Origin of the sequence: Microvirga sp. TS319 (assembly GCF_041276405.1) — a bacterium.
In the GTDB taxonomy this organism is placed as follows: domain Bacteria; phylum Pseudomonadota; class Alphaproteobacteria; order Rhizobiales; family Beijerinckiaceae; genus Microvirga.
Genome location: NZ_JBGGGT010000002.1, coordinates 2,593,576 through 2,605,861, shown reverse-complemented (window position 1 = coordinate 2,605,861; position 12,286 = coordinate 2,593,576). Strand labels below are relative to the sequence as shown.

General features: G+C 63.2%; 13 protein-coding genes. 3 read left to right on the top strand and 10 right to left on the bottom strand.

All coding sequences use genetic code 11. From position 1 onward, the window contains the following. Positions 1 to 88 precede the first annotated feature (88 nt). Together AB8841_RS21645 and AB8841_RS21640 are read left to right on the top strand one after the other, a co-directional pair. On the top strand, positions 89 to 880 hold the full coding sequence (locus AB8841_RS21645; RefSeq protein WP_370437854.1) for a hypothetical protein: 792 nt from the start codon (positions 89 to 91) through the stop codon (positions 878 to 880). A gap of 444 nt (positions 881 to 1,324) precedes the next feature. Next, complete coding sequence (locus tag AB8841_RS21640) at positions 1,325 to 1,588, top strand: hypothetical protein (protein ID WP_370437853.1); 264 nt, start codon at positions 1,325 to 1,327, stop codon at positions 1,586 to 1,588. 512 nt (positions 1,589 to 2,100) lie between these two features. Here AB8841_RS21640 and AB8841_RS21635 read toward each other — a convergent pair. From AB8841_RS21635 to AB8841_RS21605, 7 genes are all read right to left on the bottom strand, one after another. Next, positions 2,101 to 2,802, bottom strand: coding sequence for an IS6 family transposase (locus tag AB8841_RS21635; RefSeq protein WP_370437852.1), 702 nt, complete (start codon positions 2,800 to 2,802; stop codon positions 2,101 to 2,103). A 36-nt stretch (positions 2,803 to 2,838) separates the two neighbouring features. Continuing rightward, the gene (locus AB8841_RS21630; RefSeq protein ID WP_370437851.1) at positions 2,839 to 3,195 is read right to left on the bottom strand and encodes a hypothetical protein; all 357 of its coding nucleotides are present in this window, start codon (positions 3,193 to 3,195) and stop codon (positions 2,839 to 2,841) included. A 530-nt stretch (positions 3,196 to 3,725) separates the two neighbouring features. Continuing rightward, positions 3,726 to 4,586 carry an alpha/beta fold hydrolase gene (locus AB8841_RS21625; protein ID WP_370437850.1) on the bottom strand — a complete coding sequence of 287 codons (861 nt, stop codon included), beginning with the start codon at positions 4,584 to 4,586 and terminating at the stop codon, positions 3,726 to 3,728. Between the two features lie 86 nt (positions 4,587 to 4,672). After that, positions 4,673 to 5,674 (bottom strand): NADP-dependent oxidoreductase, encoded by a 1,002-nt coding sequence (locus AB8841_RS21620; RefSeq protein WP_370437849.1) that lies wholly within the window; start codon positions 5,672 to 5,674, stop codon positions 4,673 to 4,675. Positions 5,675 to 5,738: 64 nt separating this feature from the next. Beyond that, complete coding sequence (locus tag AB8841_RS21615; protein WP_370437848.1) at positions 5,739 to 6,191, bottom strand: DUF2147 domain-containing protein; 453 nt, start codon at positions 6,189 to 6,191, stop codon at positions 5,739 to 5,741. Between the two features lie 76 nt (positions 6,192 to 6,267). Then, the gene (locus AB8841_RS21610) at positions 6,268 to 7,362 is read right to left on the bottom strand and encodes an alkene reductase (protein ID WP_370437847.1); all 1,095 of its coding nucleotides are present in this window, start codon (positions 7,360 to 7,362) and stop codon (positions 6,268 to 6,270) included. 63 nt (positions 7,363 to 7,425) lie between these two features. Continuing rightward, a complete protein-coding gene (locus tag AB8841_RS21605; protein WP_370439338.1) occupies positions 7,426 to 8,214 on the bottom strand; it encodes an SDR family NAD(P)-dependent oxidoreductase in 789 nt (262 codons plus the stop codon). A gap of 108 nt (positions 8,215 to 8,322) precedes the next feature. Between AB8841_RS21605 and AB8841_RS21600 the strand changes: the two genes are divergently transcribed. Continuing rightward, positions 8,323 to 8,886 carry a TetR/AcrR family transcriptional regulator gene (locus AB8841_RS21600; protein WP_370437846.1) on the top strand — a complete coding sequence of 188 codons (564 nt, stop codon included), beginning with the start codon at positions 8,323 to 8,325 and terminating at the stop codon, positions 8,884 to 8,886. A gap of 728 nt (positions 8,887 to 9,614) precedes the next feature. On the opposite strand, the gene AB8841_RS21595 is transcribed toward AB8841_RS21600, so the two are convergent. From AB8841_RS21595 to AB8841_RS21585, 3 genes are all read right to left on the bottom strand, one after another. Further along, entirely contained in the window at positions 9,615 to 10,805 is a 1,191-nt protein-coding gene (locus tag AB8841_RS21595; protein ID WP_370439337.1) for an IS91 family transposase, read from the bottom strand. A gap of 7 nt (positions 10,806 to 10,812) precedes the next feature. Next, on the bottom strand, positions 10,813 to 11,721 hold the full coding sequence (locus AB8841_RS21590) for a tyrosine-type recombinase/integrase (protein ID WP_370437845.1): 909 nt from the start codon (positions 11,719 to 11,721) through the stop codon (positions 10,813 to 10,815). Between the two features lie 376 nt (positions 11,722 to 12,097). Further along, positions 12,098 to 12,229: a hypothetical protein gene (locus AB8841_RS21585; RefSeq protein ID WP_370437844.1), complete on the bottom strand. Its 132-nt coding sequence runs from the start codon at positions 12,227 to 12,229 to the stop codon at positions 12,098 to 12,100. Positions 12,230 to 12,286: the final 57 nt, after the last annotated feature.

Genomic DNA, 12,286 nt, shown 5'->3' with positions numbered 1-12,286 from the left:
CTCGGGAGCCTCGCATCCATCGGACGACAAGATTCCCAAGTGGGCCGTTGAGACGATCGCGCCGCCAAAGCAGGAATGCGGAGGTCACATGGTCGGGCTAGAGGCATTTCAGCGCCCTGAGACGACGATCAACTGGGCAAAAGAAGCTATTGATGAAGTATGTGCCGGGGCAGTGGAATATTTCAGCAGCGGTAGCTTTCAACTCGTCGATGAAACTGAGGCGGACGGTGTCCATGTCCACAAGCTAGTCCAAGTCAGACCGCTTCCAGAAGTTATTCCCCAACGCGCAACAGAAGCCCTCAACAATATCGGGAACGCGTTCGACCAGACCCTGTTCGCAGCCTGCGCCGCCATTGGGCGGCCGGGTCAGGAAGCGCACTATCCATGGGCCGACAACCCCGGCAAAGACCTGAAGCGGAGACTGGAGGGAAACAACCCGGAACAACCGACGATCCCTCCAGAATTCTGGGACATCATTCAAGCACACGAGCCATACCCAAGAGGGGAGGACTATCCTGGGGGCGACGACCTGATCCGGGATCTCGCGAAAATCGCGAACAGAAAGCACGCTATGGGCGTGCTCGTTCAATGCAAACCCGCTTCCATAAGCTTCCCGGGCGTCCGTGGAAGCCCCGGGATCGAGTGGGTGTCTATAGGGGGTGATTGGGATCCCTTGAAGAATGAGCTCGTACTGGCGCGATACAAAGGCACGCACGTTAAGTTCGGAGACAGATACGAGTTCGTATTCGGATTGAGCTTCGATGTTCCGCCCCCGGCCGGGAATGTCAATGTTCCTGACGCGCTGGGGATGTTTCTGGCTAAGGCACAGAGTGTTCTCGACTCATTCAATCAGCGGTGCGCGGAATTGGGTTCGGACTGACTCGACCTCGCCGTCTTCGGCACCCCACGCGGCGGGTACAAGTGGTCGGTGTCGTCCGTGCAGACGCAGCTCGATCGGGCGAAGCGCTTGGGCTCACGGCTCAAGACGTCCGCGAGTGGGCAGCGTCCCACAGATCGTTCAATTGTAGCTGCGCGTGCTCTCGCCACTCGTTACCGAGGAGCATGACATGAGATCTTGGGCCGCCATCCTGCTGCCCATTTTCCCACCGACAGTCGCCGTCCTAGGAGATGCGGCACATTGCTTGGACAACCCGCCCCGCTGGCACAGGTCGGCGGGGTTCTTCTTTCAGTGTGGCGTAGAGCGGCTCCGCGTTTCGCGAAACTGGAAATCTCACCCGGTCGCGAATAAAGTGCCTAGCTTAAGTGTCTACAACGGGTGGTTACGCGTCGCATTCCTGATCAACACAGCCTGAAGGTTTGCACGATGCCTCGATCCGTCTCCCTAAAGCCCGCAGATCCATTCGAGGGGTTGCGGTTGCCCGAGAGCGCCCGGAAGGCTCTGGAGGATGCCAACATCGCGAGCCTCCAGCAGATGAGGCTTCTGGCTCCGGTCATCGAGTACCGTCTGAGGACTGACCCGGAAACTGTCGGTATCATCAAGGACACCCTCGACCGTTTGGCGGCCGGGCGAATTCTCCGGGTCAGGCTCATGTTTCCCAAGCGGTCTCGCGAGAGACCTGACCAGTAGGCTCTTAGATGCCATTTCGGCATTGTGGCTCCTGGCGAGGCGCGCCTCGATCTCATCCGGGAAGTCATTGAGCGAGAGTTGAAGCGGTATAACCGACCGGAAAAAGCCGCATTCCTAATTAGGAAAACGTACTGCTAGCCGCCACCCGGCCAGGTTCTGTAAAGGCACTTCCATAGCGGTGCTCCCGTTTTTATTTTCTCAGGGGAGCGGGTGTCGATCATGGACTGGATCGCGTGCGCGAGCCACGATGTTGCAACCAAGTTGAAATGTCGCTTGAGGCGCAAAGTAGAGATGCCAGTTAGGCCGGGTGAGACGGAGCCTGGGACGGCGGTGCGCAGGCCGTCTGATCGGAGCGCCGACGGCCCAGGCGTTTGGGTTTGGGCTGGGATTGGGCGACCTGCGCGAGGCGATCCGCGCGATCTTTCATCAGGCCGGCCTTCTGGCTCGAGCGGCGGGGATGTCACGTTAACTGACACCGAACGCATCGAGCGCAACTCGACTGCTTAACTGGCTCAAGCGATGAGGCCCGCCGCGGCTTTCCATTCCGCCATGGCATTGAGGCGGTGCAGGTGGGTGGCAAGGGCAGAGCGGCGGGAACAGGGCGGAACGAAGAGATTGCGGATGGCGGAAAACACAAAGGTGAACCTCTGTAGCCCTCCCGGTGATCGGAAGCCTTGCATCGCGTGTTCTCGCCGGCGCAACGGCAGATGCGAATTCTCCGCACGACTATTCAGGCCTTTGTGCGAGCGGTGCTCGGTTCTCGGTATGATCTGACGGCGGGCGGCGGCGTAGGAGCCGAGTTTGTCGGTGATCATCCGCCGCGGCGGACGGCCCTGCTTCTTCAATAGACGCTTCAACAAGCGCTTAGCAGCCTTGGTGTCGCGCCGCGTCTGGACGATCTCATCCAGCACGTAGCCATCCTGATCGACGGCACGCCAGAGCCAGTGCTTCTGGCCAGCAATGGTGATCACGACCTCGTCGAGATGCCAGATGTCACGCCGGCTCGGCCGCTTGCGTTTGAGGCGCCGAGCATAGTCCGGCCCAAACTTCAGAGCCCAGCGACGCACAGTCTCATAGGAGACGACGATGCCGCGCTCCAGGAGCATCTCTTCGACCAGTCGCAGGCTCAGCGGGAACCGGAAGTATAACCAGACCGCATGGGCGATGATCTCGGGTGGGAAGCGATGGCGTTTGTAGCTGACAGGCTGGGTCATGCCGGCCCGTCTACGTGGCCTCTCACCATCCTCGGGTTAATGTGACATGCCCTCGGCAACGCGGATCGTGTCATCGAGGAGAAAGGCCATTTTCTGCGCCAGTCGGCGGCGGATGATGGTGTCTCCGGCATCGAGCTCCAGTGCCTTCGCCTCGCGGGCGAGCACCTCTTCCGTGAGATGATCTGTGACAAGGCGCGTGAGTTCCTCGTCCGTGGGCAGGCGGCGCCATTGGCGTTCCCACATCTCCTTCAGCCAGTCGGCATCGGCGGCAGTGATCTGGACGGCCGGGGCCGGTGGGGCAGCCTGCTCGCTGGGACGAAGCGCGGCATGGGCGGCAAACAGCAGGCCTCCCACGGCAAGAGAATGCAGTAGGAGTTCCCTCACCAGCCTCATGGCCCCTCCCGATCGCCATGAGTATGAGCGCGGACTTCGGGCCGTTGCTTGACCGTTTCGGCCACTTGGCTGGCAATTCGGGATAACGGGCAGATCGGCGTGCCATTGGACATCGCGTATTCCTGCGGAGCCGCTCAGACGATGTCTATGCTCCCTCGGAACTCGGGACGCCGCTGCCAGCAGCTCTGATCACAGGACCGCGGCGATGGCGCCTCAAGGTCTCGAACTGGCACATTTGCGAAGTAGGCCGAACGTCTGCTGACGAAGGGGGCAACAGACATTCCCGAGGCGGCAGCAATTTCCTTGGATGACCCAAGGGAGACATTCACCTTCGGCCTCGGCGACACCTCAGTCGGGTGGAAAGCAGACATCCGCCAAAGCCGCTTGCACGGCTCGACTGCGCCAACACCGGACATGATCTGCCTACCCGAGAGCGGACGTTCGTTCGCGGTGACCACCCGCCGTGGATAATCCACTTCTGCTCGCCCCTTTTAGGGACCAAAGCAGAATAGGATGCTAGCCTGCGGGCATCAGCGCGCGAGAAACTCCAAAGCCTTCCTCACGAAGGCCTCATGATACTGGAAGATGCCTCCGTGTCCGGCATCCTCATAGAGGACGAGTTCGGCATTCGGCAGGCGGCGCGCCAGGTCGATCGAGTTGCTGCTCGGCACCATCTTGTCCTGGTCGCCATTCGTGACCAGGACAGGCTTTCGGATCGCGCCTAGATCCTGTTGCGCCTGCGTGCCCCAGGCCTTGATCGCCTTGAGTTGCCTCAGGAATGCGCTAATCGTGACCGGCTTGTCGCGATCCACCTTGCGCTCGTGCAGGCACTCCAGAAAGGCTTTCGCGGCGCGGCGGCCATTCGTCGTCGAGGTGAAGAAGAGATAGAATTTCGGGTCCCGGAACGTCAGCATGCCCTTGAGGATGAGCGGCCAAGACACAGCCCCTACCTTTTCGATGCCTTCGCCCCCTGCCGGGCCAGTGCCGGTCAGGATGACCTTGCGAACAAGATCGGGCTCTTTCAGCACGATGTCCTGCGCCACGAAACCGCCAAGAGAAAAGCCGAGCAGATCGACCTCCTCGAAGCCTAGCGCACGGATAAAGGCAATCCCGTCCTCGGCCATCTCTGCCACCGTGAGCGGCGCCTTGCCGCCCGATGCACCGACGCCCCGATAGTTGAAGGCAATCACTGGCCTGGTCGCAGCGAGGCCGTCGACAATGCGCGGATCGAAGTTATCCAGGACTGCGCCCCAATGGTTCAGCATGATCACCGGGACACCGGCCGCCGGCCCGAGCTGCCGGTAGACGAACTTCGTCCCTACAACATCGACGCTCCTGGTCGGCGCATCTTTCCACTTTTTGATCGAGCTGGTTTGTAACGGATGGGACATGTTCACGATCGTTTCCTCAGATATTGGCGACAGACGTGCGCCTTCGGCGCCGCCCGCCTTACTTCCAGGCAACGACGACACCGCCTTCACCTCAGCTGGACGACGACCTTGCCTTTTGACCGTCCCGTTTCGATGTAAGCCAAGGCTTCGTTGGTCGCTTCGAACGGGACGATCCGATCCATGATGGGGCGAATGATCCCGGCTTCGATCAGCGATGTGATCTGGCTCAACTGCTCGCCGTTCGCGCGCATGAACAGGAACGAATAGTTAATCTGCCGGCTTTTGGCCTTCCTCCGGATGCCGAAGCTCAGAAGGCGCATGACCTGCTGAAGGACCCAGTTCAGTCCTTGTTCCCTGGCGAAATCGGGGTCCGCCGGACCGGAGATCGAGATCAGCTTGCCGCCGGGCTTCAGCACATTCAGGGATTTTTGAAGCGTGCCGCCGTCCAGGCTGTTAAGGACGACGTCATAGCCGGACAGGACCTTCTCGAAGTTCTGCGTCTTGTAGTCGATGACGACATCGGCCCCGAGGCTCTTGACCAGTTCGACATTCGCCGTGCTCGTGGTCGTCGCGACCGTCGCGCCGAGATGCTTAGCCAGCTGTATGGCGAATGTCCCGACGCCGCCGGAGCCCGCGTGGATGAGGACCTTCTGCCCTTGTCGCAGGCCGGCTCGCTCAACCAGCACCTGCCAGGCCGTGAGCCCCACTAGGGGGATAGAGGCCGCTTCCTCCATGGTGAGGTTTTTGGGTTTCAGCGCCACGTCGGCTTCGTTCATGGCAATGAACTCCGCGAATGTCCCGACCCGGCCATCGCGCGGCCGGGCATAGATCTCGTCGCCCGGCTTGAGGCGCCGGACGTTGGATCCGACGCGGACGACCGTTCCGGCAACGTCGTGCCCCAGGATGAAGGGCGGACGGTACGGCAGGATGAGTTTGAACTCGCCGTCGCGGATCTTGGAATCCAGAAGGTTGAGCCCGGCCGCGTGGATCTCGACCAGGACATCGTCATCCCGCAATGCCGGCTCCGGCATCTCGCCAAGCCGCAGAGCGCCCTTCTTCTTGTATCGATCGACGATGACGGCTCTCATGACGTCTTCTTTCCCATATGATTGTCTCTGGATCGGCAGATTTCCTGTCGATCCTGCTGCCGCCTTATTCCTGACGCACCCACATCTGCGAGCGACCGAGCATTGAGACACCAATGTAGCCGCGCACGTTGAGCTTCTTGCCGCCGTCCGTCAGATGGATTTTGCTGCTGTAGACCTTGCCGCTGTCGGGATCGAGGATTTGGCCGCCGGTATATTCGGCGCCGTCCTCCTTCAGGCCGGACAGGATCACCAGACCGATGACGGGCGCATTCTTTAAGGCGCCTTCGCACTTTGTACAGGTCGGACTTTCGTTCGGGGCAAGGAAGACTTTTTCGATCTTGCCCTGCAGAGTGCCGTTCGCTTCCGTGATGCGGACCAGCGCCCTCGGCTTGCCGCTGACGTCGTCGACGTTCCTCCACAAGCCAACTGGCGAGGCGTTGTCCGCCCGCGCTGCCGAGGACGTGAGTGCCGCGACCATGGTGAGCGCGACAACGGCCGAATGTTTCAGAATACGCATCGCGATGATCTCCGAGGGGATCGGGTTTCGCAGTCGACGTGGCATGGTTGCCGCGCAGGCGCGGCCCTCTGATGGCTTATGGGCGGCTTGAGGCGGCGATCGCGGGATAGTCGGTGTAGCCGGCGGAGCCACCGCCATAGAGAGTCGCCGGGTTGAACTCCGCCAGCGGCGCGCGCGTCTTCAGCCGTTCCACAAGGTCGGGATTGGCGATGAACGGGCGCCCGAAGGCGAACAGGTCCGCCTTGCCCTCGGCGAGCCGCGACGCCGCGAGCTCAAGGTCATAGCCGTTGTTGGCGATATAGGTGTTGTTGAAGCGCCGGCGGAGCGATCCGAAGTCGAACGGCGCGATATCGCGCGGTCCGCCCGTGGCGCCCTCCACGACATGAATGTAGACGATGCCCAAGGCGTCGAGTTGATCGACGATATAGTCGAACTGCGCCTGGGGGGCGCTGCTCGAGACGCCGTTGGCGGGCGCGACGGGCGAAATCCGGATGCCGGTGCGCTCGGCTCCGATCTCGTCAACGACTGCAGCCGTGACCTCCAGCATCAGGCGGGCGCGGTTCTCGACAGAACCGCCGTAGGCGTCCGTGCGGACATTGGCGCCGTCCTTGGCGAACTGGTCGAGCAGATAGCCGTTGGCCCCGTGAATCTCGACGCCATCGAAACCGGCGGCAAGGGCGTTCGCGGCCGCTTGTCGGAAATCGTTCACGATCCCCGGAAGCTCGTCGAGCTCCAGCGCGCGGGGCTCCGACACGTCAACGAAGGCGTCGTTCACGAACGTCTTGGTCGCGGCCCGGATCGCCGAGGGCGCGACGGGCGCGGCGCCGCCCTCCTGCAGGTCGACGTGCGAGACGCGGCCAACATGCCAGAGCTGCAGGAAGATCCGGCCATCCTTGGCGTGCACGGCGTCGGTGACCTTGCGCCAGCCGTCGATCTGCGCCTGAGAGTAGATGCCGGGCGTGTCCTGATAGCCCTGTCCCTGCTGCGAGATCTGCGTGGCTTCGGAAATCAGCAGCCCGGCCGAGGCGCGCTGGCTGTAATACTCCGCGGCGAGATCGCCCGGGACGAAGCCCGGGCCAGCGCGATTGCGCGTGAGGGGCGCCATGACGATCCGATTGCGGAGCGTCAGCGAGCCGAGGGTATAGGGCTCGAACAGCGTATTGTTGGTCATAGTACACCTTTCGTTGGCGTTGCGGCGGCTCTGGTCGTCAGGTTGCTTTGCTTCGGTGGCGATCTAGGCCGCTGTGCGATAGCGCTCTGCTGCATGGACCTGGGCAAATCCTGGGATCATGACTTGGCGCGCGGCCTGAAGCGCGTCCCACTGCCCGGCGTCGGGAAGCGGCGGGATGGTCACGCTTTCACGACGGTCGAAGCCGACGAGTGCTGCATCCACCAGCTCGTCCACCTCCATCACCGCGGGAAGCGTATTGACGTCGGTGCCGGAGCGCTCCCAGATCTCCGTGCGTGTCGCCGCGGGAAGCACCGCTTGAACGTAGACGCCCCTAGGCGTCAGTTCGAGACTAAGCCCCTGCGAGAGGAACAACACGAACGCTTTGGTCGCACCGTAGACCGTCATGCCGAACTCCGGGGCCAGACCGACCACGGAGCCGATGTTGATGATCGCGCCCTCACCAGCCTGCGCAAAACGTGGAGCGACAGCGCTGGCGAGCCGGAGAAGCGCCGTCGTGTTGAGGGCGACGATCCGCGCGACGTCATCGGTCGTCTGCTCGATGAAGCTTCCGCCCACGCTCGCCCCGGCGTTGTTGACAAGAATTCCGATACGACGGTCGTCGCGCAGCCGCGTCTCTACCCTCGCAAGCTCGTCGGCCCTGGTAAGATCGGCCTGGATAATGTCGATAGCCACGCCGCTTTCCTCGCGCAGACGGGCCGCGAGAGCCTCCATTCGCGCCTTGTCACGGGCAACCAGCACGAGGTCGTGCCCCCGGCGCGCGAAGCGCTCAGCATAGGCGGCTCCGATGCCGGTGGAGGCGCCGGTGATGAGGACTGACGGAATGGCGGTCATGGCATTGCTCTCTTCTCTGATGAAACCTATATTCATGATGATCATCATGATTGTCTAAATATGATGACCATCATGTAACTGTCAACGGGGCGCGTGGAGAATTTTGAAATGAAGGTCAGTCGCGAGCAGATGGTGGAGAATCGTCGCCGGATCCTGGATGCGGCCAGCCGGCTGTTCCGTGCGAAGGGATTCGACGCGGTCAGCGTGGCCGAAGTGATGAAAGCCGCGGGCCTCACCCATGGCGGCTTCTATGGCCATTTCAGCTCGAAGGACGACCTGGTGGCCCAGACCCTTGCCCATGTCCTCGCCGCAGACGCCGGCGGAGGAGGCGATCTTCGCCCCTATCTTGACGCCTACCTTTCACCCCGGCATCGCGACAACGCCGCTGATGGTTGCCCCACGGCCGGTCTGGCCGCGGACATCCGCCACCAGACTGCGGCGGCACGCGTGGCCATGACAGAGGGTCTTCGGTCGCAGATCGACCGCATCAGCGAGGCGCTCCCGGGGGTCAGCCCGGCAGACAGGCGCCGCGCGGCAATCGGAAGCTGGGCGGCGATGGTGGGGGCAGTGATCCTCGCCCGGGCGATCGACGACCCAGCGCTTTCGGATGAGGTCCTGGAACAGACGCGTGCCTGGATCGACGCTGGGATCAGCCCGGCGTCTGCCAGCTAGGGGGGTGCTGCTGGAGTGCTCTTGTCGAGAAATGCGGCTATCGGTGATGGTTGGGTAGCTATCTCGCAGAATATTGCGCCATAGCCCGCAATCGGCTGGATACTCGAATCGAAAGGGATTCGAATCCCTACATGCTTCGCTGCGCAACCCCCGTTCTACTCACCTACGATGAGGTGATTGCGTGCGGCGAGAAGTGGAAGCGCAGCGAACCGGGCCGAGAGCCCTAAGATCACCCGAGTTGGCCCGCGCCAAAGCGGACATCGTGAACGTCGGCTTGGGGCCAAGACTTGCCGTAGAGCGTGTTCGATTGAAGGTCTGAGAAGGGTCCGGATTGAGCCCTTCGCCCCAGTCAACCGAATGGCTCCTCCTGTGAAGGGTTTCGGATGCCGGCCATCACGACGTAGGCACATGCACCGGGGCTGGCGCCCGAAAGCCTCCAGGGAACGAACCCGCGGGATGCCGATCGCAGGTTTTGGCCTATGGGGATTTGACGGTTACGCCTGATCCGCTGTGGTCGGATAAACGCGTTTGGCGAGATGGATGTGGGGGTTCGGCCGGTGGCCAGGGCGCGTGAAGCCCGCGCCGATTGCGATGCGGTGGTTGACGAGCGGTTGCTTTCAGCGTTGCGGCCCGTAGGAGCCAGGCCCACGAGCGCAGTCGCACGCAGCGATCGGGCTGCCGATGGGGAGTGCCTGCGGTAGCATTGCAATCCGGTTTGTGGGTCGAGCTCATGGCGTTTGTGTCCAGGGCGGGGCGCGGGCTTGGTGGCCGCGCGCGAATGTTTCGAGGACGATCATGCGGCCGCCGCAGCATGGGCAGCGCGGCCTCGTGTCCGTGGGCGCGGTGCCAGCCTTGTCCGTATCAGTGCAGTCGGCTTCAGGCTCCGGCCTGGCGAGCAAGGCGCGGGCCCGCAGGATGTTGGCCTTGCGGCCGGCGCTGGCGAGAAGGCCGTAATGGCGAATGCGGTGGAAACCCTTGGGCAGCACGTGGAGCAGAAACCGCCGGATGAACTCGCCCGCATCGAGCGTCATGACCTGGTAGCGCTCAGCGCCGTTGCGGCGATAGTCCTTGCAACGGAAGGCGACACCTCTCTCGTCGAGCGAGATCAGCCGAGAGTTGGCGATCGCGACGCGGTGGGTGTAGCGCGACAGATAGGCCAAGACAGCCTCAGGTCCTGCGAAGGGAGGCTTGGCGTAGACGACCCAGTTCGTCCGGTGCAGGGGCGCCAGGAAGCTGGCAAAGGCGCGGCGGTCGCTGAGGCCCTCATGATCGCCGAAGAACCGGAGATGCCCGGCCGCATGGGCGTCGGCGAGCTTTGACAGGAACAGCCGCGCGAGCACGCGCACGGGCAGGAGGAAGCCGGGCCGGCACGCCACCCATCGCTTGCCGTCGAGCGAGAAGCCGCCGCCGGGCACGATCATGTGGACATGCGGGTGGTGGGTCATGGCCGAGCCCCACGTATGGAGCACGGCGGTAAGACCGATGCGGGCGCCGAGATGCTTCGGATCGGCGGCGATGGTCAGCATCGTCTCGGAGGCGGCCTTGAACAGCAGATCATAGATCACGGCCTTGTTGTGCCAGGCGATGGCGGCCAACCGGGCCGGCAGCGTGAACACGACGTGGAAGTAGCCAACCGGCAGCAGATCGGCTTCGCGCGCGGCGAGCCCGTCCCGGGCCGCGGCGCCCTGACACTTGGGGCAGTGTCGGTTGCGACAGGAATTGTAGGCGACGCGGACATGGCCGCAGGCCTCGCAGGCCTCGCAGGCCTCGACATGGCCGCCGAGGGCTGCGGTGCGGCAGGCTTCGCTCGCCGCCATCACTTTGATCTGGCCCAGACTGAGATGGCCGGCCTGGGCCGCACGCCAGGCGGCGCCATGGCGATGGAAAATATCGGCGACCTCGAGCGACGGGCGGCGCACCGCCGCGTCATCCGTCCGGCCTTGCCGCGTCCTGCGGCCCAAGCCAGATCCGGTCGAGCGGGCTCATGACAGTGCGGATCGTCGTGGTGGCGACGCGGGCATAGAGCGCGGTGGTCTCGAGCTTGGCATGGCCGAGCAGGACCTGGATGACGCGAATGTCGATGTCCTGCTCCAGCAGATGCGTGGCGAAGCTGTGGCGCAGGGTGTGCGGCGTCACCCGCTTCTGGATCCCGGCGGCTTGGGCCGCGGCGTGGACGGCGCGGTTCACCTGACGGGTCGACAATGGCGTGACCGGATTGCGGCCCGGAAACAGCCAGCCCTGGGGCAGCATCAGGCCGCGGCGGCGTCCCTCCCGCCACCAGGCGCGCAGGAGCCCGAGCAGTTGCGGCGACAGCATGGCATGGCGGTCCTTGCGGCCCTTGCCCTGCTCGACCCGGATCAGCATGCGCGTGCTATCGATGTCGGTCACCTTGAGCGACACGATCTCGGAGACGCGCAGTCCGGCGCCATAGGCCGTGCCCAGCGCGGCCCTGTACTTCGGCCCTGGCGCCGCTTCGAGCAGCCGCGTCACCTCCTCGAGGCTGAGCACCAGCGGCAGCGTGCGCGGCTGGCGGACGAGCGCGAGACGGCGGGCGAGATCGGGCCGGTCCAGCGTCACGGTGAAGAAGAAGCGCAGCGCCGCGACGGCGCTGTTGATGCCTGGAGGCTGGAGGCCGGCCTGCGTCTGATGCAATTGGAACCGGCGCAGGTCCTCGGCGGTGGCCGTGTCGGGCGAGCGGCCGAGGAAGGCGGCGAAGGTCTTCACATAGCGGATGTAGCCATGCTGGGTCTTCGCGGTGAAGCCGCGCACGGTCATGTCCTCGATCATGCGCTGGCGCAAGGCGGTGCCGGACGAAGGCGACGGGTGGACGATCATGAGGCGCTCCTCTCAAGCTGAAGGTTGACCCTTCATGCTCGGAGGCGGAGCAGCCTCCGTCACCTCTGATCGATCACAGGCTCACTGACGCCAGAGGCTAAGCGTCCGCCTTGAAACACGCACCCTCCCGCGCGAGCGGGTTCGTTCTCTGGCACTCCTGAGACGTACGCGTTTGGTCCGCTTCGACACTCAAGTGCTGACGTTTGTTAATCGGGCGGAACGTAAAATTTTGACCTGATCCAGACATTGAAACCTGAGGCTTCCCATCGCGGCGAACATCAGCATGACAGGAGACTAAAGCATTCACCGTCGGGCGCCGACGACGCCTTCGTGATGGCCCTCGGAACCGTGCCAACCTGGCTCGAGCGAATCGGATTCACAGAGGCACGGTGGCGAGATAAATGGCAAGGATCAGCAGGACGCCAAGGCCGAGCGAGCCGGCCACCCATGGCGTGAGTTGGGTCCTGTACTGCTCTTCCAGGTGTCGTTGGTGCTTGCGGCGGGACATCGTCGGCTTCCTCCTGATAGAATGGTTCATGGCGACCTGTCGGCCGGACCATCGCTT